This window comes from Pseudomonas sp. NPDC098740 (assembly GCF_044760065.1).
GTDB classification, from domain to species: Bacteria; Pseudomonadota; Gammaproteobacteria; order Pseudomonadales; family Pseudomonadaceae; genus Aquipseudomonas; species Aquipseudomonas rossensis.
In genome coordinates this window covers 121,838-143,214 of the sequence record NZ_JBIWAM010000007.1, presented here as the reverse complement: position 1 = coordinate 143,214, position 21,377 = coordinate 121,838, and the positions used below count along the sequence as shown (strand labels likewise).

At 60.3% G+C, this 21,377-nt stretch carries 14 protein-coding genes; 12 read left to right on the top strand and 2 right to left on the bottom strand.

From position 1 onward, the window contains the following. Positions 1 to 122: 122 nt before the first annotated feature. Positions 123 to 1,499 carry an L-serine ammonia-lyase gene (locus tag ACIQU2_RS11330; RefSeq protein ID WP_347802048.1) on the bottom strand — a complete coding sequence of 459 codons (1,377 nt, stop codon included), beginning with the start codon at positions 1,497 to 1,499 and terminating at the stop codon, positions 123 to 125. 436 nt (positions 1,500 to 1,935) lie between these two features. Between ACIQU2_RS11330 and ACIQU2_RS11325 the strand changes: the two genes are divergently transcribed. The 3 genes from ACIQU2_RS11325 (at position 1,936) to choV (ending at position 4,984) form a co-directional block, all read left to right on the top strand. Next, a complete protein-coding gene (locus ACIQU2_RS11325; RefSeq protein WP_403140560.1) occupies positions 1,936 to 2,886 on the top strand; it encodes a choline ABC transporter substrate-binding protein in 951 nt (316 codons plus the stop codon). A gap of 77 nt (positions 2,887 to 2,963) precedes the next feature. Continuing rightward, positions 2,964 to 3,809, top strand: coding sequence for a choline ABC transporter permease subunit (gene choW / locus ACIQU2_RS11320; RefSeq protein WP_282380591.1), 846 nt, complete (start codon positions 2,964 to 2,966; stop codon positions 3,807 to 3,809). Beyond that, a complete protein-coding gene (gene choV, locus ACIQU2_RS11315) occupies positions 3,806 to 4,984 on the top strand; it encodes a choline ABC transporter ATP-binding protein (protein WP_283181978.1) in 1,179 nt (392 codons plus the stop codon). The genes choW and choV overlap by 4 nt, the downstream gene beginning before the upstream one ends. A gap of 129 nt (positions 4,985 to 5,113) precedes the next feature. Here the strand turns inward: choV and ACIQU2_RS11310 are convergent, their stop codons facing one another. Next, positions 5,114 to 7,063: a BCCT family transporter gene (locus ACIQU2_RS11310; RefSeq protein WP_403140798.1), complete on the bottom strand. Its 1,950-nt coding sequence runs from the start codon at positions 7,061 to 7,063 to the stop codon at positions 5,114 to 5,116. A gap of 379 nt (positions 7,064 to 7,442) precedes the next feature. Between ACIQU2_RS11310 and betI the strand changes: the two genes are divergently transcribed. From betI to yccS, 9 genes are all read left to right on the top strand, one after another. Next, the gene (gene betI / locus ACIQU2_RS11305) at positions 7,443 to 8,036 is read left to right on the top strand and encodes a transcriptional regulator BetI (RefSeq protein WP_403140556.1); all 594 of its coding nucleotides are present in this window, start codon (positions 7,443 to 7,445) and stop codon (positions 8,034 to 8,036) included. Between the two features lie 107 nt (positions 8,037 to 8,143). Beyond that, positions 8,144 to 9,616 (top strand): betaine-aldehyde dehydrogenase, encoded by a 1,473-nt coding sequence (gene betB / locus ACIQU2_RS11300; RefSeq protein ID WP_403140553.1) that lies wholly within the window; start codon positions 8,144 to 8,146, stop codon positions 9,614 to 9,616. A gap of 155 nt (positions 9,617 to 9,771) precedes the next feature. Further along, positions 9,772 to 11,475, top strand: coding sequence for a choline dehydrogenase (gene betA, locus ACIQU2_RS11295; protein ID WP_403140551.1), 1,704 nt, complete (start codon positions 9,772 to 9,774; stop codon positions 11,473 to 11,475). Between the two features lie 285 nt (positions 11,476 to 11,760). Further along, positions 11,761 to 13,203, top strand: a complete 1,443-nt coding sequence (locus ACIQU2_RS11290) for a TldD/PmbA family protein (protein WP_403140548.1) — start codon at positions 11,761 to 11,763, stop codon at positions 13,201 to 13,203. Beyond that, complete coding sequence (locus ACIQU2_RS11285) at positions 13,203 to 14,540, top strand: TldD/PmbA family protein (RefSeq protein WP_403140546.1); 1,338 nt, start codon at positions 13,203 to 13,205, stop codon at positions 14,538 to 14,540. The genes ACIQU2_RS11290 and ACIQU2_RS11285 overlap by 1 nt, the downstream gene beginning before the upstream one ends. A 189-nt stretch (positions 14,541 to 14,729) precedes the next feature. Then, on the top strand, positions 14,730 to 16,157 hold the full coding sequence (gene mdtD / locus ACIQU2_RS11280) for a multidrug transporter subunit MdtD (RefSeq protein ID WP_403140545.1): 1,428 nt from the start codon (positions 14,730 to 14,732) through the stop codon (positions 16,155 to 16,157). Between the two features lie 101 nt (positions 16,158 to 16,258). Further along, entirely contained in the window at positions 16,259 to 17,644 is a 1,386-nt protein-coding gene (gene dbpA, locus ACIQU2_RS11275) for an ATP-dependent RNA helicase DbpA (protein WP_403140542.1), read from the top strand. Between the two features lie 136 nt (positions 17,645 to 17,780). Further along, the gene (locus ACIQU2_RS11270; RefSeq protein ID WP_403140540.1) at positions 17,781 to 18,959 is read left to right on the top strand and encodes an NAD(P)/FAD-dependent oxidoreductase; all 1,179 of its coding nucleotides are present in this window, start codon (positions 17,781 to 17,783) and stop codon (positions 18,957 to 18,959) included. 185 nt (positions 18,960 to 19,144) lie between these two features. After that, the gene (gene yccS / locus ACIQU2_RS11265; RefSeq protein ID WP_347802056.1) at positions 19,145 to 21,328 is read left to right on the top strand and encodes a YccS family putative transporter; all 2,184 of its coding nucleotides are present in this window, start codon (positions 19,145 to 19,147) and stop codon (positions 21,326 to 21,328) included. Positions 21,329 to 21,377 lie beyond the last annotated feature (49 nt).

Here is a 21,377-nt window from a genome sequence, read left to right as displayed (position 1 = left end):
TTGACTGGTCTGGCCCATCGCGGGCAAGCCCGCTCCCACAGGGATTTGTGGCGTGACTCAGTTCTCGACTACACAACAAATCCTGTGGGAGCGGGCTTGCCCGCGATGGTTTCAACTCGGTTTCAGCACTCGACGGCGCTAACCGCCAACCCACCGCGCGATGTCTCTTTATATTTGTCATGCATGTCCGCGCCGGTATCACGCATCGTGCGGATCACCCGATCCAGCGAGATAAAGTGCTGACCGTCGCCACGCAGCGCCATCTGCGCTGCGTTGATCGCCTTCACCGCGGCAATCGCATTGCGCTCGATGCACGGTACTTGCACCAGCCCGCCCACCGGGTCGCAGGTCAGGCCGAGGTTATGTTCCAGACCGATTTCCGCCGCGTTACACAGCTGCTCCGGTGTCGCACCCAGAATCTCCGCCAGCCCGGCCGCCGCCATGGCGCAAGCCGAACCGACTTCGCCCTGGCAACCGACTTCCGCACCGGAAATCGAAGCGTTTTTCTTGCACAGAATCCCTACCGCCGCCGCACTGAGGAAATAGTCGACTACGTTGGCGTCAGTCACCACCTCGCTGAACTTCATAAAGTAATGCAGCACCGCCGGAATGATCCCCGCCGCGCCATTGGTCGGTGCAGTCACCATGCGCCCGCCAGCGGCGTTTTCTTCGTTGACCGCCAGGGCGAACAGGTTGACCCACTCCATTGCGCTCAGCGTCGAGCCGATCACATTGGGTTTTCCCAACTCTTGCAGGCTGCGGTGCAACCTGGCCGCGCGACGGCGCACATTCAGGCCGCCGGGCAAGATGCCTTCGTGCTTGAGGCCTTGTTCGACGCAATCCTGCATGGCGCGCCAGAGTGTCATCAGGCCAGCGCGAATTTCCTCTTCGCTGCGCCAGACCTTCTCGTTGGCCATCATCAATTCGGCGACGCGCAGGTTGTGCTGCTTACAGAGGCTGAGCAGTTCGACGGCGCTGGAGAAGTCGTACGGCAACACGGTGCGATCCAGATCGACCACGCCGCTGGAAGCCTGGGCTTCGTCCACGACAAAACCGCCGCCGATGGAATAGTAGGTGTCGCGATGCAGCTCGCCGTCATCACCTTCGACGATCAGCGTCATGGCGTTAGGGTGGAACGGCAGGTTCTCGTCGATCAGGCGCATGTCCCGGGCCCAGATGAACGGGACCGACAAACAACCGTCGAGCAACAGCGTGTGGGTTTCGCGCAGGGTTTCGATGCGGAGGCCGATTTGCGACGGATCGATCGCGTCCGGCCACTCGCCCATCAGCCCCATGATCACCGCGTTGTCGCTGCCGTGACCGATGCCGGTGGCCGACAACGAACCATAAAGCTGAACTTCGACGCGCCGTACTTGTTCCAAAAGACCCTGCTCACGCAAACCTTGCACGAACAGCGCCGCGGCCCGCATGGGTCCCACGGTGTGCGAACTGGAAGGGCCGATGCCGATTTTGAACAGGTCGAAAACACTGATAGCCATTACTGCCGAACTCCTGGATGTGCCAACTCCAGACGCAAAAGCGCCCAGTGACGGAGCTGCTACGCTCAAGCTGCAATCCGCCGGGATGGCCGCATCATCAGGCTTTTACCGTGTCGTTCGACGTCTCACACCGACCCACTCATGCCCACCAACGCCGCGAGCCATCAGCGCTACGTTTTCACGGTTTTTTTACGGCTCAAAGGAGCAGAAAGGGCTGAAAATAGCTGTAAACGACCTCACCAACACTGGATGCGACCATCCCTGTACTGGTTACGACGCACCCTGTAGGCGTCAGATTTTCACTGGTACATGATCGTATCGACTCGATTGCAAGGCGCCGTGGTAAAGCTGTCTCCAAAACGCCATCCAACCGCAACACATAAGTGCGGTGGTCCAGTCGGAACACTGCCAAAAAAAAACACCAAGGAGTCCACCCATGAAAGGTTCCCCGTCGTTGTTGTTGGCCGCCATGCTAAGTCTGCCGGTTCTGGCGCAAGCCGCAGAACCGGCTCAATGCAGCACCGTAAACTTCTCCGATGTCGGCTGGACTGACATTACTGTCACCACCGCCACCACCAGCGTCGTACTCGAAGCCCTGGGCTACAAAACCAAAACCACGATGATTTCCGTGCCGGTGACCTATAAGTCCCTGGCCGACGGCAAGAACATGGACGTATTCCTCGGTAACTGGATGCCGACCATGGAAAACGACATCAAAGCCTACCGCGAAGCCGGCACTGTGGAGACCCTGCGCGCCAACCTGGAAAACGCAAAATACACACTCGCCGTCCCCGAAGAGTTGTATAACAAGGGTCTGAAGGATTTCGCCGATATCGCCAAGTTCAAGAAAGAACTCGACGGCAAGATCTACGGCATCGAGCCGGGTAACGACGGCAACCGTCTGATCCAGAGCATGATCGACAAGGACGCCTTCGGCTTGAAAGCCGCCGGCTTCAAGGTGGTCGAGTCCAGCGAGGCAGGCATGCTCTCGCAAGTCGATCGCGCTCAGCGTCGCAACACCGCCGTGGTGTTCCTGGGCTGGGAACCGCACCCGATGAACACGCGTTTCAAGATGAAGTACCTGACGGGCGGCGACGACTACTTCGGCCCGAACTTCGGCCAGGCGACCATCTTCACCAACACCCGCAAGGGCTACGCCCAGGAATGCAGCAACGTTGGACAGTTGCTGAAAAACCTGGCGTTCACCCTCGACATGGAAAGCACGCTGATGGGCAACGTCCTGGACGACAAAATGAAGCCTGACGCGGCCGCCAAGGCCTGGCTGAAAAAGAATCCACAGGTGCTCGATACCTGGCTCGCTGGCGTGACCACCATTGACGGTAAACCAGGCCTGGAGGCCGTGAAAGCCAAGCTCGCGCAGCCTTGAATTAGGAAGCATCGCTTACGCCGGGCGGGTTCGCTCGCCCGGGCTGTTTATTTCCTTGCATGCGGACGTTCACTACCATGCTGATTGATCAGAAAATACCTCTAGGCCAGTACATCGCGGGCTTCGTTGAATGGTTGACGCAACACGGCGCCAACACCTTCGACGCGATCGCCGTGTCACTGGAAACGATGATCCACGGCGTGACTTTTGCGCTGACCTGGTTCAACCCGCTGGCATTGATCGGCCTCATCGCGCTACTGGCACACTTCATTCAACGAAAGTGGGGCCTGACCGTTTTTGTTATCGCCTCCTTCCTGCTGATCCTCAATCTGGGGTATTGGCAGGAAACCATGGAAACCCTTGCCCAGGTGTTGTTCGCCACCTTGGTCTGCGTGGTCATCGGCGTGCCGTTGGGCATCGTCGCCGCGCACAAACCGATGTTCTACACACTGATGCGTCCGGTGCTCGATCTGATGCAGACCGTACCGACCTTCGTGTACCTCATTCCTACCCTGACCCTCTTCGGTCTGGGTGTGGTCCCAGGCCTGATTTCTACGGTGGTGTTCGCAATTGCCGCGCCTATCCGCCTGACCTACCTGGGTATCCGTGATGTTCCCGCAGAATTGATGGACGCTGGCAAAGCCTTCGGCTGCTCGCGCCGTCAACTGCTCGCACGCATCGAACTGCCCTACGCCATGCCAAGCATCGCGGCCGGTATCACCCAGTGCATCATGCTGTCGCTGTCGATGGTGGTGATCGCGGCACTGGTGGGCGCCGACGGTCTGGGCAAACCCGTGGTCAACGCACTGAACACTGCTGATATCGCCCTGGGCTTCGAAGCCGGCCTGGCGATCGTATTGCTGGCGATCATGCTCGACCGTATCTGCAAACAACCCGAAGCCAAAGTAGGGGGTGACGCATGAGCATTATTCGCTTCGAAGACGTCGACGTAATCTTCTCCAAAGACCCGCGCGAGGCCTTGAAACTCCTCGACCAGGGCATGACCCGCGACCAGATCCTGAAAAAGACTGGGCAGATTGTCGGCGTCGAAAAGGCCAGCCTGGACGTCGAAAAAGGTGAAATCTGCGTACTGATGGGCCTGTCCGGCTCCGGCAAGTCCAGCTTGCTGCGCTGCATCAACGGCCTCAATACCGTCAGCCGCGGCAAACTGTTCGTCGAGCACGAAGGCAAGCAGATCGACATCGCTTCCTGCACCCCGGCGGAACTGAAAATGATGCGCACCAAGCGCATTGCTATGGTGTTCCAGAAGTTCGCCCTGATGCCTTGGCTGACCGTTCGCGAGAACATCAGCTTCGGTCTGGAAATGCAGGGTCGTCCGGAGAAGGAACGGAAAAAACTGGTCGATGAAAAACTTGAGCTGGTGGGCCTGACCCAGTGGCGCAACAAGAAGCCGGACGAGCTCTCCGGTGGTATGCAGCAACGTGTGGGCCTGGCCCGCGCGCTGGCGATGGATGCCGACATTCTGCTGATGGACGAACCGTTCTCGGCCCTCGACCCGCTGATCCGCCAAGGCCTGCAAGACGAACTGCTGGAACTGCAAAGCAAGCTGAACAAAACCATCGTGTTCGTGAGCCACGACCTCGATGAAGCCCTGAAGCTCGGCAGCCGTATCGCGATCATGAAAGACGGTCGGATCGTCCAGTACAGCAAGCCGGAAGAGATCGTGTTGAACCCTGCGGACGATTACGTGCGGACCTTCGTCGCCCACACCAACCCGCTCAACGTTCTGTGCGGTCGCAGCCTGATGCGCACCCTGGACAACTGCAAACGCATCAACGGGTCGGTATGCCTCGATCCGGGCGGTGACTCCTGGCTGGACCTGGCCGAAGGCAACACCATCAAAGGCGCACGCCAGAACGGCGCGAGCCTAGACCTGCAGAACTGGATTCCCGGGCAAGCGGTTGAAGGCTTGGGTCGTCGGCCAACACTGGTGGATTCGAACATCGGCATGCGCGACGCGCTGCAGATTCGTTATCAGACGGGTAATAAGCTGGTGCTGCACGACAACAACAAGGTGGTCGGGATTCTCGGTGACAGCGAGCTGTATCACGCACTGCTCGGCAAGAATCTGGGTTAAGGCAATACACACAAAAACGCCGCGAGAGGATCGCGGCGTTTTTGTTTGTAGAAGATCAAAAGATCGTCCGAAGGCTGCGATCTTTTTGAAATACAACGCGGTGCATCTGATGCACCGCGCCCTCAACATTTAGCTATAGACACGGCCAAGGAGCTGCCGATGGCTTTCAAACTGATCGAGCACGTCACGGGTGATCTGATCCTGAGTGAAGCCCATCAAGTCGTAGTCCTGACTGCCGTTGTGCAAGTACACCTCGGCGCGGTAGTAACGTGCACGTGGTTCATCAGCACTCTCAGCCGAAACCGTGTCACTCGCCGCAGCCAGATAACCGTCCAGGCTTACTTCGTAGACAAAAGGGTTGCCCTCTTCCATCTCGATCCGCAGGCCCATGCAACGCTTGGCCTTGCCCAGCAACGTTTGCACGTCCAGGCCTTGAGTACGCAGTTGCACCGCAGCCTCTTCCAGCGCCGGGCTGACTTGCTTGTCCATGAAACGTTGAACGATCGACTGATTCGGCTGCAAGTCCAGCGGGGTCAAACGCTCGCTGAAACCACGACGACCGCGCGCTGCGAGTTCCGCTTGCTCCTGTTCGATCTGCACGTCCTGGCGCATGGCCTTGTGCAAACCGAACATAAAGAGCACCAGCACCACCGAGAACGGCAGACCGGCCAGCACCACCATGGTTTGCATGGCTTCGAAGTTACCGGCGAACAGCAGGCCGATGGTCACCAGCGTGATCACCGCCGACCAGAAGATTCGCAGCCAGTGCGGGGCGTCTTCGTCGACGTTACCGCCCTTGCACGAAAGGTTGGCCATCATCACCGCGCCGGAATCCGCCGGGGTCAGGAACAGCACGAAACCGACAAAGATCGACACGCCGATCACGATTTTCGATGCTGGGTAGTGTTCAAGCAGTTGGTAGATCGCCATCGACGGCTGTTCCAGCGCCGTCTTGCCGAGCTCCACCGCCCCATGGTTCATCACCAGGTCCAGGGCCGAGTTACCGAAGATCGACAGCCACGCCAAGGTGAAACCCAGCGGGATCAGCAGCACGCCGGCCACCAGTTCACGTACCGTGCGACCACGGGAAATACGCGCGATGAACATGCCGACGAATGGGGCCCAGGAAATCCACCAGGCCCAGTAGAACAGGGTCCACAGGCCCAACCAGCGGTCGGACTTCTCACTGTCGCCTTCATACACATAGAGGTCGAAGGTTTTCAGCACAGCGCCGTTCAGGTAGTCGCCAATGTTCTGCACAAAGGCATTGAGCAGGTGCAAAGTCGGGCCGAACAACAGCACGAAAATCAGCAAACCACTGAACAGCACGATGTTCAGGTTGGACAGACGGCGAATACCGTTTTCCACGCCGGACACCGCAGCGATGGTCGCCACGGTGCTCATCACGATGATCACGATCAGCAGGTTGGTGTTGTTGTGCTCCATACCGAACAGGTTTTCCAGGCCCGACGACACTTGCAGCGAACCAATCCCCAGGTTCGTCACCAGCCCCAGCAGGGTCACGAACATGCCGAAGCCGTCCACCGCATGACCGGCCGCGCCTTTGACCCAACGCTCGCCCACCAGCGGATACAGCGCCGAACGCAACGCCAGCGGCTGGTTATGACGGTAAGCAAAATAGGCCACGGCCAGACCAACCAATGCGTAGATCGCCCAGCCATGCAGGCCCCAGTGCAGGAACGTCAGCTGAACGGCCTGACGGGCGGCCATGTTGCTGGCAGCCACGCCTTCGGGCGGATTGAAGTAGTGGTCCAGCGGCTCGGAAGCGCCGAAGTACAGCAGCGAAATGCCGATACCCGACGAGAACAGCATCCCCGCCCAGGCGCCGTAGCTGAAGTCCGGGGTGTCGTCCTTGCTGCCCAGTTTGAGCTTGCCGTAGGACGAAAACGCCAGGCCGACCACGAACACCAGGTAAGCGGCGATCACCACCATGTAGTACCAGCCGAAGCTGCGGGACAACCAGGCCTGGGCAATACCGAGCAATCTGCCGGCCTCTTGCGGGGCGATGATCAGAATGGCGGTCAACAACAGGATCAACGCGGTAGAGGTGTAGAACACCCAACCGTTGACCGTCACCTTCTCGGGTGGGGTCTTTATAAGAGAGGCAGAACTCATGGCACAGATGCTCCAGGCAGTGCGAGAGAAGAACACAAGGCAACGCGTTACCCGACCAATCGGTTAGTTGGCAGCCGACAGGCGGGTGATATAAAGACACCCCGAAAAAAGCCCGAAACCCGGGAGCGCCAGTGCGCGCGGGTTTCGAGCGTTTTCGGATGTCGTTTTTCCGCCAACTACGTGTAGGAAAAACCTGTAGGCAGCGACGAATTGTCGCAGATCTTATTCTTTGTTGATTGAACGTTCAATCAAAACAAAATAGACTGGCCTTCAATCCGATAGACGTTTCACGTCCGCCGGAAGGCCTAAGGAGATGTGCAAGATGCCCAAGGTCGGTATGCAACCCATCCGTCGCCAGCAGTTGATCGAAGCCACATTGCAGGCGGTCGATCAGGTCGGAATGGGGGACGCCAGCATTGCGCTGATCGCCCGTTTGGCCGGTGTCTCGAATGGCATCATCAGTCACTATTTTCAGGACAAGAACGGCCTGATCGCTGCCACGGCGCAGTATCTGATGAGTGTCCTCAGCGAGAACGTCACCGCGCGCCGTCAGGCGCTGGAGGACAGCAGCCCGCGGGCGCACCTCCAGGTGATTATCGAAGGCAACTTCGACGCCAGCCAGGTCAATGGCCCGGCAATGAAAACCTGGCTGGCCTTCTGGGCCACCAGCATGCACCACCCGTCTTTGCACAGGTTGCAGCGGATCAACGATCACCGTCTGTATTCCAACCTGTGCTGCCAGTTCCGCCGCGTATTGCCGCTCGAGAACGCGCGCAGTGCAGCCCGGGGCCTGGCAGCCCTCATTGACGGTTTGTGGTTGCGCGGCGCGCTGTCGGGAGATGCTTTCGACACCGGGCAGGCGCACCAGATCGCTTACGAATACATGGATTTCCAACTGGCCAAGCAGGTGAGTTAGAGCACACAGAACCGCTCAGCACCTGAACCGCCACTGACCAGCGTCGCCCAAGCTATAAGGCACGCCCAGTGGTCAACGCCAACCACTTATGCACTTGCGAGGACACTATGGCCCGTTTCGAACTGCAAAAACTTTACATCGATGGCGGTTACTCCGACGCCAGCAGCGACGCCACCTTCGAAGCCATCAACCCGGCTAACGGTGAAGTCCTCGCAACCGTACAGCGTGCGACCAAGGAAGACGTTGAGCGCGCCGTCGTCAGCGCCGAAAAGGGTCAGAAAATCTGGGCCGCGATGACCGCCATGGAGCGTTCGCGCATCCTGCGTCGTGCCGTTGACATCCTGCGCGAGCGCAACGATGAACTGGCTGCTCTGGAAACGCTGGACACCGGCAAGTCGTTCTCCGAAACCAAGTACGTCGACATCGTCACCGGCGCTGACGTGCTGGAGTACTACGCAGGTCTGGTTCCGGCCATCGAAGGCGAGCAAATCCCGCTGCGCACCACTTCTTTCGTCTACACCCGTCGCGAGCCGCTGGGCGTCGTGGCCGGTATCGGCGCGTGGAACTACCCGATCCAGATCGCCCTGTGGAAATCCGCACCAGCCCTGGCGGCCGGTAACGCGATGATCTTCAAGCCAAGCGAAGTCACTTCCCTGACGACCCTGAAACTGGCCGAGATCTACACCGAAGCCGGCGTTCCGGCTGGCGTGTTCAACGTACTGACCGGCAGCGGCCGTGAAGTCGGCACCTGGCTGACCGAACACCCACGCATCGAAAAAATCTCCTTCACCGGCGGCACCGACACCGGCAAGAAGGTCATGGCCAGCGCTTCCGCCTCGTCGCTCAAAGACGTGACCATGGAACTGGGCGGCAAATCCCCGCTGATCATCTTCGACGACGCCGACCTCGATCGCGCCGCCGACACCGCCATGATGGCCTACTTCTTCTGCTACGGTCAGGTCTGCACCAACGGCACTCGCGTGTTCGTGCCGAGCCACCTGAAAGCCGCTTTCGAAGCCAAGATCGTTGAGCGCGTTGCGCGCATCCGCGTCGGCAACCCGGAAGACGAGAACACCAACTTCGGTCCGCTGGTCAGCTTCGCCCACATGGAAAGCGTGCTGGGTTACATCGCCAAAGGTAAGGAAGAAGGCGCTCGCGTGCTGTGCGGCGGCAGCCGTCTGACCGAAGGCGAATTCGCCAAAGGCGCGTTCGTGGCCCCGACCGTGTTCACCGACTGCACCGACGAGATGACCATCGTTCGCGAAGAAATCTTCGGCCCGGTGATGGCGATCCTGACCTACGAAACCGAAGAAGAAGTGATCCGTCGTGCCAACGACACCGACTTCGGCCTGGCCGCTGGCGTTGTCACCAAAGACCTGAACCGCGCTCACCGCGTGATTCATCAACTGGAAGCCGGTATCTGCTGGATCAACGCCTGGGGCGAGTCCGACGCGAAGATGCCGGTCGGCGGCTACAAGCAGTCGGGCGTGGGTCGTGAGAACGGCATCAGCTCGCTGAACAACTTCACACGCATCAAATCGGTACAGGTCGAACTGGGCGATTACGCCTCGGTGTTCTAAGCCCCGGCTGAAAACCCTGTAGCAGCTGCCGAGGCACGAGGCTGCGTTGCGCGTCCGCAGGACCGCCCTCAGAGGGCCGCTGCGCGACCCAACGCAGCCTCGTGCCTCGGCAGCTGCTACAGGCGACCTGACCAACTTCAAAGAGGGTGCATTTAATGTCCCAAGAATTCGATTACATCATCATCGGTGCCGGCTCGGCCGGTAACACCCTGGCGACCCGTCTGACTGAAGACGAAGGCGTCACCGTTCTGCTGCTCGAAGCAGGCGGCCCGGACTACCGTTTAGACTTCCGCACGCAAATGCCGGCCGCTTTGGCGTTCCCGCTGCAAGGTCGTCGCTACAACTGGGGCTACGAAACCGATCCAGAACCACACATGGACGGTCGCCGGATGGAATGCGGTCGCGGCAAGGGCCTGGGTGGTTCTTCGCTGATCAACGGCATGTGCTACATCCGCGGCAACGCGATGGACTACGACAACTGGGCCAAACTGCCAGGTCTTGAAGACTGGGACTACCTGAACTGCCTGCCGTATTTCCGCAAGGCTGAAACCCGCGACATCGGCCCGAACGACTACCACGGTGGCGAAGGTCCGGTCAGCGTGACCACGCCGAAAGCCGGCAATAACCCGCTGTTCCACGCGATGGTTGAAGCCGGCGTGCAAGCCGGTTACCCGCGTACCGAAGACCTGAACGGTTACCAGCAGGAAGGTTTCGGTCCGATGGACCGCACCGTGACGCCGAACGGCCGTCGCGCCAGCACCGCTCGCGGTTACCTGGACATCGCCAAGAAGCGCTCGACCCTGACCATCGTCACCCACGCCCTGACCGACAAGATTCTGTTCGAAGGCAAGCGTGCGGTCGGCGTGCGTTACTTGATCGGCGCCGCTGAAGAACGCGTTGAAGCCCGCGCCCGCAAAGAAGTGCTGCTGTGCTCCGGCGCCATCGCTTCGCCGCAGATTCTGCAGCGTTCCGGCGTCGGCCCGGCCGATCTGCTGAAAAAACTCGACATCCCGGTGGTCCATGACCTGCCGGGCGTGGGTGAAAACCTGCAGGATCACCTCGAGTTGTACCTGCAATACGCGTGCACCCAACCGGTCTCGCTGTACCCGTCGCTGCTCTGGTACAACCAGCCGGCCATCGGTGCCGAGTGGCTGTTCAACGGCACCGGCATCGGCGCCAGCAACCAGTTCGAAGCCGGCGGTTTCATCCGTACCCGTCCGGAATTCGATTGGCCGAACATCCAGTACCACTTCCTGCCGGTCGCGATTAACTACAACGGCAGCAACGGTGTGAAAGAGCACGGTTTCCAGGCGCACATGGGTTCCATGCGTTCGCCGAGCCGTGGTCGCATCCAGGCCAAGTCCAAGGATCCGCGCGAGTACCCGAGCATCCTGTTCAACTACATGGCCACCGAGCAGGACTGGCAGGAATTCCGCGACGGCATCCGCCTGACCCGTGAAATCATGCAACAGCCTGCACTGGACGCTTTCCGTGGCCGCGAAATCAGCCCGGGCATCGACGTGCAAACCGACGAGCAGCTCGACAAGTTCATCCGCGAACACGCCGAAACCGCGTTCCACCCGTCCTGCTCGTGCAAGATGGGCACCGACGAAATGGCGGTGGTTGACGCTGAAGGTCGTGTGCACGGCATGCAGAGCCTGCGTGTGGTCGATGCCTCGATCATGCCGATCATCACCACCGGCAACCTGAACGCGCCGACGATCATGATCGCCGAGAAAATCGCCGACAAGATCCGTGGTCGCAAGCCATTGTCACGTAGCAAGGCTGACTACTTCGTGGCCGGCGATGCGCCGGTGCGTGGCAAGCCGTTGCGGGATGTGAGCCTGACGGCTCAGTAAGACCGTTACACCGCGTCACGGCCAATCGCGAGCAAGCTCGCTCCCACAGGTTTTGGGTTGGATTACATATTTGTGATTCACCCGCGATCACTGTGGGAGCGGGCTTGCCCGCGATGGGGCCCGGCCTAACGCCACATAATTTCCTGACACACCCCGGTAATCCCTTCCTACACCGCACCGCCCTTGATCCTACCCCCCGCACCGGCCTAATCTAGCGCCACGCAAACGTTTCACCCCCCCTCGCAACATCGATACACCGCCACTCCATACCAAGGAGGTTCCCGAATGTTCGATTTCCACCCCCAGCTCAAGCAGCGCTTCGCTGCCTTGCGCACGGGCGCTGAATTCTTTTCGCTGCGTTATGTGCGCGAATCCGGCCAGTACCTGTCGGTGCGCAAAAACGTCGCTGAACCTCCCAGCCTGAGCCGTGACGAAGGCGCGATGCTGACCGTTCGGGTCAACGGCGTCGAAGCCTACGCCGCGACCAACGACCTGTCCCAGTCCGGCCTGCAAGCCGCGCTGGAGCGAGCCGAGCAACAAGCCCGCCGACTCAAGCCCCACGCCCTGCTCGACCTGCGCGAGCAAGCCGTTTCCAGCGACCGCGCCGACTACTTTTCGCCGAACCTGGACCAGCCCTTCCCGTCCCTGAGCGATTGCTACCAACTGCTCGGCGCCGAATCCGCATCCGTGCCCAAGGACGAGCGACTGGTGAACTGGCAGGTGAGCATCGGCATCACCCATGTCGAACAGATCTACCTCAACAGCGTCGGCGCCGAACTGCGTCAGGCCCAGCGTTTCGTTTACCCGAGCCTGGAAGTCACCGCCTATGACGGCAGCGACAGCCAGACCCGCAGCCTGGGCCGCGAGAACTTCGGCCAGCAAGGCAGTGCCGATGTCATCAGCCGTTGCGGTCTGGTCGGCGCCGGCCCGCTAGTCGCTGATCAAGCGCTGCAATTGCTGCTGGCACCGAACACCCCGCAAGGCCCACGCGACCTGCTGTTGATGCCGGACCAAATGATGCTGCAGATCCACGAATCCATCGGCCACCCGTTGGAGCTGGACCGTATCTTGGGCGATGAACGCAATTACGCCGGCACCAGTTTCGTCAAGGCAGAAGACTTCGGCAGCCTGCAATACGGCTCCAGATTGCTCAATGTGACCTTCGACCCGGACATCCCTGAGCAGCTCGCCAGCTACGGCCATGACGACGACGGCACGGCCGCGAACAAACAATTCCTGATCCGCGAAGGTTTGCTGCTGCGTCCACTGGGCGGCGCGCTGTCGCAATTCCGTGCCGGCATGGACGGCGTCGCCAACAGCCGCGCCTGCGGCTGGAACCGTCCGCCGATCGACCGCATGGCCAACCTGAACATCGAGCCCGGCGATCAACCGCTGGAGCAACTGATCGGCAACATCGAACACGGCATCATGATGTCGACCAATCGCTCGTGGTCCATCGACGATGCGCGCAACAAATTCCAGTTCGGTTGCGAATGGGCTCAGTTGATCGAAAACGGCGAACTCAAAGGCGTGGTCAAGAACCCGAACTACCGCGCGATTTCCGCGCAGTTCTGGAAAAGCCTCAGCGCCGTTGGCGATGCCAACTCCGTCAAGGTCCTGGGCACGCCGAACTGCGGCAAAGGCGAGCCGAACCAGGTGATCCGCGTCGGCCATGCCTCGCCGGCCTGCGTGTTCAGCAACGTTGATGTGTTTGGGGGGGATGCCTGATGAGTACTTCAAAAAGTCAGGCCGATGCGTTCAAGGCCTTGGTCAATTGGCTGCGCGATGCGATTCGCGAGCCGGAGCAATTCACTCTAAGTTACGCCGCCGAATCCTCGGCTTTCGTGCGTTTCAACCACGCCAAGGTTCGTCAGGCGGGCCAGGTGCAGCAGGCGAGCGTCGGTTTCAAACTGATCAACGATGGTCGGCATGCCGACCTGAACATTACTCTTTCCGGTGATGCTGAAGGCGACGTTCAGCGTCTGGCCGAAGGTCTGCAACAGTTGCGCGAAACCTTGCCGCTGCTGCCGCAGGATCCGTACCTGCTGCTTAACCACAACGGCTGGCAGAGCAAGAATGTTCAGGCGCATCCGCTACCGGATACCGAGCAAGTGGTCGCTGAAATCACCCAGGCGGCCGAAGGGCTGGACCTGGTCGGTTTCTACGCCGCCGGCCCGATCAGTCGCGGTTTCGCCAGTTCTTCGGGTGCGTTCGGTTGGCATCAGGCCAACAGCTTCAACTTCGATTTCAGCCTGTTTCATGAGAATGGCCAGGCAGTGAAAGCCAGCTACGCCGGGCACGACTGGATCAGCGAAGGGTTTGCCAAGCGCTTTGCGCAGGCGCGCGAGCAGTTGGCGTTTCTCGGCAGACCGCAACACACCCTGGCGCCGGGTCAGTACCGCGCCTATCTGGCGCCGGCAGCCCTGGGAGAAATCATGGACATGCTGGGCTGGGGCGGTTTCTCGGCGCAGTCGATTGCCAGCAAAAACAGTCCGCTGCAGAAGCTTTATGCGGGCGACAGTGCGTTCAGCCCGTTGGTGTCGGTGGATGAAAAGGTCAGTGGTTCGTTGAGCCCGGCATTCTCCGGCGAAGGTTATCCGCGCAGCGATCTGGGGTTGATCGTCAATGGCAAGGCCGGTGCGCAGATGGTCAGTTCACGCAGTGCGGCCGAGTACGGCCTGACCGCCAATGGCGCCAGCGGTGGTGAAATGCCAAGCGCAGTGAACATGGCGGCCGGTACGTTGCCTGATGCAGAGATTCTCAAGCAATTGGGCACGGGCTTGTACATCAGCAACCTGTGGTACCTGAACTATTCCGATCAGCCGGCGGCACGCCTGACCGGCATGACGCGGTTTGCGACCTTCTGGGTCGAGAACGGCGAGATTCAGGCGCCGGTGAGCACCATGCGGTTTGATGACAGCGCCTACAGTTTGCTTGGATCGCAGCTGGAAGCGTTGACCGAGGAGCGCGAGCTGATGTTGTCGGCCAGTACCTACAGCCAGCGGGCCACCGCTTCGGCATTGTTGCCGGGGGCGCTGGTCAGCAAACTCACGTTAACGCTGTAAACACTTTGTAGCAGCTGGCGAAGCCTGCGTTCGAGGACGCAGTCCTCGCCAAACCGGCAACCGAGTTACTTCTGTAGTAACGCGCTCGCTGAACTCGCGAGGACTTCGTCCTCGAACGCAGGCTTCGCAAGCTGCTACAGGATTTCATCGACTTGCGGACTGCTTCATCTCACCCCCACAAGAGGTCCCATGCCCAACCGCCCGCCTCTCGACGCTGTCACCGCCCGCTGGGTGCCGTGGGTTGTCGCCATCGCGTTCTTCATGCAATCCCTCGACGGGACCATCCTCAACACCGCCCTGCCCGCCATGGCCCGAGACTTGGCCGAAGACCCTTTGCGCATGCAGGGCGTGATCATCGCCTACATGCTCACCGTCGCCTTGCTGATCCCTGCCTCAGGCTGGATCGCCGACCGTTTCGGCACCAAGAAAATCTTCTTCGGCGCAATTCTGCTGTTCAGCCTCGGCTCGTTGCTCTGCGCACTGTCGAGCACCCTGAGCCTGCTGATTGGCGCGCGGGTGATCCAGGGCCTGGGTGGTGCGTTGATGCTGCCGGTCGGACGGTTGGTGGTGCTGCGAGCCTACCCGCGCTCGGAGTTGGTGCGGATCATGGGCTTCATCACCATTCCCGGATTGCTCGGCCCGTTGATCGGCCCGACCATGGGCGGCTGGATGGTGGAATACCTGACCTGGCACTGGATCTTCCTGATCAACCTGCCGGTGGGCGCTGTCGGTTGCTATGCCGTGTGGAAATTCATCCCCGACCTGCGCGGCACTGAACGCACCCGCTTCGATAGCCTGGGCTTTTTACTGTTCGGCGCGGCGATGGTGCTGATCACCGTCGCCATGGAAGGTCTCGGCGAATTGCACCTGCCGCACTTGCGCGTGATGTTGCTGCTGTTCGGCGGCATGGCGTGTCTGGCGGCGTACTGGTTGCGGGCCGGGCACATCGATAATCCGCTGTTCGCGCCATCGTTGTTCAAGACCCGGACGTTTGCCGTGGGCATCCTCGGCAACCTGTTCGCCCGTCTGGGCAGCGGCGCCCTGCCGTTTCTCGTTCCATTGCTGCTGCAGGTGGCGCTGGGTTACTCGCCGTCCCAGGCCGGGATGAGCATGCTGCCGCTGGCGGCGGCAGCGATGGTCGCCAAGTCGGTGGCGCGACCGCTGATCGAACGTTTGGGCTATCGCATCGTGCTCACCGGCAACACGGTGGCGCTGGGGCTAATGCTGGCGAGCATGGGGCTGGTCAGCGAGCAAACGCCGTACTGGCTGCTGTTGGTGATGCTATCGATTCTGGGGGCGATCAACTCGCTGCAGTTCACCGCAATGAACACCGTAACCCTGATCGACCTTGACGACGCCAGCGCCAGCAGCGGCAACAGCCTGCTGTCGGTAGTTGCGCAATTGTCCCTGAGCCTGGGTGTGGCCTGTGCCGGCGCGCTGCTCGGCGGCTTCACAGCGGAGATTGGCAACGACGGCGTGGACACGGTTTTGGGCGCGTTCCAGCTGACTTTTGTAACAGTCGGGATCATGGCGATGCTCGCCGCAACGATCTTTTCTCAGCTTTCACCAAAGGATGGCCGACGGATGGTCAGCCGCGAACACGATATAGAGCACTAGCCTCGTGCCTCGGCAGCGGCTACGACTATTCGTCCAGAATTTGCAGGTGAAGAGAGCGAGACTGGTACACTGCGCGACATTTTGTTTTGCAGGCCAGTCCCGTGACCACCATCGCCACCGCTTTTAATACTTTGCCGCTGTCCGCCGCCATGCTGGCTAACCTCGACTCCCTCGGTTATGCCCAGATGACGCCGATCCAGGCGCACAGCTTGCCTGTGATCCTCAAGGGGATGGACCTGATCGCCCAGGCCAAGACCGGCAGCGGCAAGACTGCCGCCTTCGGTATCGGCCTGCTGAACCCGATCAATCCGCGCTTCTTCGGTTGCCAGGCGCTGGTCATTTGCCCGACTCGCGAGCTGGCGGATCAGGTTGCCAAGGAACTCCGTCGTCTGGCCCGCGCCGAAGACAACATCAAGATCCTGACCCTGTGCGGCGGCGTGTCCTTCGGCCCACAGATCGGCTCTCTGGAGCACGGCGCGCACATCATCGTCGGCACCCCGGGTCGTATTCAGCAGCACCTGCGCAAGGGTTCGCTGATTCTCCATGGCCTGAATACCCTGATCCTCGACGAAGCCGACCGCATGCTCGACATGGGTTTCTACGATTCCATCGAAGAAATCATCGCCCAGTGCCCGGAGCGTCGCCAGACCCTGCTGTTCTCCGCCACGTACCCGACGGGCATCAAGCAGTTGGCCGCGAAGTTCATGCGCAACCCTCAGATCGTGAAGGCCGAGGCGTTCCACGACGACACGCAGATCGAGCAGCGTTTCTACGAGATTTCCCCGGAAGAGCGCATGGACGCCGTGGTCAAAGTCCTCGCGCATCATCGTCCGGCATCCTGTGTCGCCTTCTGCTTCACCAAGCAGCAGGTTCAGGAAACCGTCGATCACCTGACCTCCAAAGGCATCTCCGCCGTCGGCCTGCATGGCGATCTGGAACAGCGTGACCGCGACCAGGTACTGGCCATGTTCGCCAACCGCAGCACCTCGGTGCTGGTCGCCACTGACGTCGCCGCTCGCGGTCTGGACATCGATGCGCTGGACATGGTGATCAACGTCGAACTGGCCCGGGATTCGGAAATCCACATCCACCGTGTTGGCCGTACCGGTCGTGCTGGTGAGAAAGGGATTGCGATCAGCCTGGTCGCACCGTCCGAAGCCCACCGCGCCCAAGCCATCGAGCAACTGCAGAAGTCGCCGTTGAGCTGGGATCAGCTGGACAGCCTCAAGTCCCAGGGCGGCGCACCGCTGCTGCCGGTGATGAGCACGCTGGTCATCGGCGCTGGCCGTAAAGACAAGGTGCGTCCGGGCGACATTCTTGGCGCATTGACCGGTGATGCTGGCATTCCGGGCGCTCAGGTTGGCAAGATCGCGATTTTCGACTTCCAGGCCTATGTGGCTGTGGAACGCGGAATCGCCAAGCAAGCGTTGCAGCGCCTGAATGACGGCAAGATCAAAGGCCGTTCGCTGCGCGTTCGTATCCTGTAAGAACAACGCACTTCCCTTGTAGGAGCTGCCGCAGGCTGCGATCTTTTGACTTTGCTTTTAAAAAACAAAATCAAAAGATCGCAGCCTCGCTTCACTCGGCAGCTCCTACAGGTTTTTCTATTCCGAGGACACCGTTTTGCGCTCTACCGAAGTCGTGATCATTGGCGCTGGCGCCGCAGGTTTGATGTGTGCGCTGACTGCCGCCGGGCGCGGGCGCAAGGTGATGTTGCTCGACCATGCGAACAAGGCCGGCAAGAAAATCCTGATGTCGGGCGGTGGCCGCTGTAATTTCACCAACATGTACACCGAACCTGGCAATTTCCTCTCGCAGAACGAACACTTCTGCAAATCCGCCCTGGCGCGCTACACCCAGTGGGATTTCATCGGCATGGTCGCCAAACACGGCGTGCCGTACCACGAGAAGAAACTCGGCCAGCTGTTCTGCGATAACAAATCCAGCGACATCCTCGACATGCTGCTCTACGAGTGCGATCAGGTTGGCGTCAGCCTGCACCTGGACACCTCGATCCAGACCATCGAGAAACTCGAAAGCGGTTACCTGCTGGATACCACACTCGGTCAGTTAACCTGCGAATCGCTGGTGATCGCCACTGGTGGTCTGTCGATTCCAACCCTGGGTGCGACCGGTTTCGGCTATCAGGTGGCCAAACAGTTCGGCCACGACTTGCTGCCGACCCGCGCCGGGCTGGTGCCGTTCACCATCACCGATCAGCTCAAAGAGCTTTGCACCGAGCTGTCCGGTACGTCGGTGGATTGCCTGGTGAGCTGCAACGACCAGAGTTTCCGCGAGAACATCCTGTTCACTCACCGCGGCCTCAGTGGTCCGGCGATTTTGCAGATTTCATCGTTCTGGGAATCGGGCGACACGGTAGAGATCAACCTGCTGCCGGACCACGACGTTCCGAGCTGGCTGCAACAGCAGCAAGTCGAACGTCCGAACAGCGAGCTGAAAACCCTGCTGGGGGAAATCTTCACCAAGAAGATGGCCAACCTGCTGGCGGATAACTGGTTCGTCTCCAAACCGATGAAGCAGTACACCCACGCGGAAATTGCCGACATCGCCGAAAAACTGGCGAGCTGGAAAGTGGTTCCGGCCGGCACTGAAGGTTATCGCACCGCTGAAGTGACATTGGGCGGCGTCGATACCAACGAGGTGTCGTCCAAGACCATGGAATCGCTGAAAAGCCCCGGCCTGTATTTCATCGGCGAAGTGCTCGACGTCACCGGGCATCTGGGCGGATTCAATTTCCAGTGGGCCTGGGCCTCGGGTTACGCCGCCGCGCAATACGTCTGACCCGCACCGCCCCCGCCTGTAGGAGCTGTCGAGTGAAACGAGGCAGCTCCTACAGGGGATTTCATTTCAAGGTGATGTTCGCCAAGGAAGGAACAGATTTTGCTGTCAGATGTGATCGGCGCCATTGCGTCGGCGTCATTACTGGCTCAATTTAGCGTCATTGCCTCGGAAGGCCTTCGCACTTCATGTCATCGACCCCCTTAAGTCAGTCTCTGCGGCGCCTCTGGGCGCTGGATAAATTCAGCTACAGCGTGCGGGTATTCATCGCCCTGACCGGCAGCATGGCGCTGTGTTGGTACAAGGATGAAATGGGGCTGCTGATCCCGCTGTTCCTCGGAATCATCGCCAGCGCCCTGGCCGAGACCGACGACAGTTGGCAGGGCCGCCTTAACGCACTGGCCGTGACGCTGGTGTGCTTCAGCGTCGCCGCCCTCTCCGTCGAACTGCTCTTCCCCTACCCCGTCGTTTTTGTCATCGCCCTGGCCCTGGCCAGTTTCGGCCTGACCATGCTCGGCGCCTTGGGTGAACGCTATGGCGCGATTGCCTCCGCGACGTTGATTCTGTCGGTCTACACCATGATCGGCGTGGACCAGCGCGGCGGTGCAGTCACCGATTTCTGGCACGAGCCGGTGCTGCTGGTGGCCGGTGCAGCGTGGTACGGTTTGCTTTCGGTACTGTGGCAGGCGATGTTTTCCAATCAGCCGGTGCAGCAAAGCCTGGCGCGATTGTTCCGTGAACTGGGTTTTTACCTGAAGCTGAAATCGTCGTTGTTCGAGCCGATCCGGCAGATGGACGTGGAAGCGCGTCGACTGGAACTGGCGCAGCAAAACGGTCGTGTCGTGGCAGCACTGAACGCCGCCAAGGAAATCATCCTGCACCGGGTTGGCAACGGTCGGCCGGGCTCGAAAGTCAGCCGTTACCTGAAGCTGTACTTCCTCGCCCAGGACATCCACGAGCGGGCCAGTTCCTCGCACTACCCTTACAACGCCCTCGCCGACGCCTTCTTTCACAGCGACGTGATGTTCCGCTGCCAGCGCCTGCTGCGCCAGCAAGGCAAGGCCTGCCGAGCGCTGGCCGAGTCGATCCAGATGCGCCAGCCGTTCATCTATGACGCCAGCTTCGCCGAAGCCCTGAGCGATCTGCACGCCTCCCTCGAACACCTGCGCATTCAGAGCAACCCGGCGTGGCGCGGATTGCTGCGGTCGTTGCGGGCACTGGCGGCCAACCTCGGCACGCTCGATCGTTTGCTCAGCGACGCCAGCAACCCCGATGCCCTGGCGGACGCCACCGACAGCAGCCTGCTCGACCGTTCGCCCCGCAGCCTCAAAGATGTGTGGATTCGGTTACGCACCCAGCTGACGCCGACGTCATTGCTGTTCCGTCACGCACTGCGTTTGCCCTTGGCCTTGAGTATCGGCTACGGGATGGTGCATTTGATCCACCCGTCTCAGGGTTACTGGATCATCCTTACCACGCTGTTTGTCTGCCAACCGAACTACGGCGCCACCCGCCGCAAACTCGGCCAGCGGATCATCGGCACCGCCATCGGCCTGACCGTGGCCTGGGCGCTTTTCGATCTGTTTCCGAATCCCTTGGTCCAATCGTGCTTCGCAATCGCCGCCGGGGTGGTGTTCTTTATCAACCGCACCACCCGCTACACCTTGGCGACGGCCGCGATCACTTTGATGGTGCTCTTCTGCTTCAACCAGGTCGGGGATGGTTACGGGCTGTTCCTGCCGCGGTTGTTCGATACCTTGCTCGGCAGCCTGATCGCCGGGCTGGCGGTGTTCCTGTTCCTGCCAGACTGGCAGGGCCGACGCCTGAATAAAGTGCTGGCCAACACCCTGACGTGCAACAGCATTTACCTGCGCCAGATCATGCAGCAATACGCCGCCGGCAAAAGCGACGACCTGGCGTATCGCCTGGCCCGGCGCAACGCCCACAACGCTGACGCAGCATTGTCGACGACGCTCGCCAACATGCTGATGGAACCGGGGCATTTCCGTAAGGAGGCGGACGTCGGTTTCCGCTTTCTGGTGCTGTCGCACACCTTGCTCAGTTATTTGTCTGGACTGGGCGCACACCGGGAAGCCCAGCTACCGTCCGACGTGCGCGAGCATTTGATCGACGGTGCCGGCGTGAGACTGGCCGCCAGCATCGATGAAATTGCCCAAGGGTTGGCGAGCAAACTGCCGATTGCGATTCAAAGCGATGAGGAAGAGGCTCTGGCCAATACGCTTGAACAGATGCCGGACGAAATTGATGAAGGCCAACGGTTGGTGCAGACGCAGTTGGCGTTGATCTGCCGTCAGCTTGGGCCATTGCGGACGTTGGCAGCGCACCTCATCAAGGAAACGAGTGAGGATTGAGATCTGCGGTAACTGGGCGGGCCTCTTCGCGAGCAGGCTCGCGAAGGGG

What these genes read in the sequence shown, in the direction of transcription:
- ACIQU2_RS11330 (WP_347802048.1), bottom strand. Translation starts at nt 1,499, where the DNA reads ATGGCTATCAGTGTTTTCGACCTGTTCAAAATCGGCATCGGCCCTTCC.
- ACIQU2_RS11325 (WP_403140560.1), top strand. Translation starts at nt 1,936, where the DNA reads ATGAAAGGTTCCCCGTCGTTGTTGTTGGCCGCCATGCTAAGTCTGCCG.
- choW (WP_282380591.1), top strand. Translation starts at nt 2,964, where the DNA reads ATGCTGATTGATCAGAAAATACCTCTAGGCCAGTACATCGCGGGCTTC.
- choV (WP_283181978.1), top strand. Translation starts at nt 3,806, where the DNA reads ATGAGCATTATTCGCTTCGAAGACGTCGACGTAATCTTCTCCAAAGAC.
- betI (WP_403140556.1), top strand. Translation starts at nt 7,443, where the DNA reads ATGCCCAAGGTCGGTATGCAACCCATCCGTCGCCAGCAGTTGATCGAA.
- betB (WP_403140553.1), top strand. Translation starts at nt 8,144, where the DNA reads ATGGCCCGTTTCGAACTGCAAAAACTTTACATCGATGGCGGTTACTCC.
- betA (WP_403140551.1), top strand. Translation starts at nt 9,772, where the DNA reads ATGTCCCAAGAATTCGATTACATCATCATCGGTGCCGGCTCGGCCGGT.
- ACIQU2_RS11290 (WP_403140548.1), top strand. Translation starts at nt 11,761, where the DNA reads ATGTTCGATTTCCACCCCCAGCTCAAGCAGCGCTTCGCTGCCTTGCGC.
- ACIQU2_RS11285 (WP_403140546.1), top strand. Translation starts at nt 13,203, where the DNA reads ATGAGTACTTCAAAAAGTCAGGCCGATGCGTTCAAGGCCTTGGTCAAT.
- mdtD (WP_403140545.1), top strand. Translation starts at nt 14,730, where the DNA reads ATGCCCAACCGCCCGCCTCTCGACGCTGTCACCGCCCGCTGGGTGCCG.
- yccS (WP_347802056.1), top strand. Translation starts at nt 19,145, where the DNA reads ATGTCATCGACCCCCTTAAGTCAGTCTCTGCGGCGCCTCTGGGCGCTG.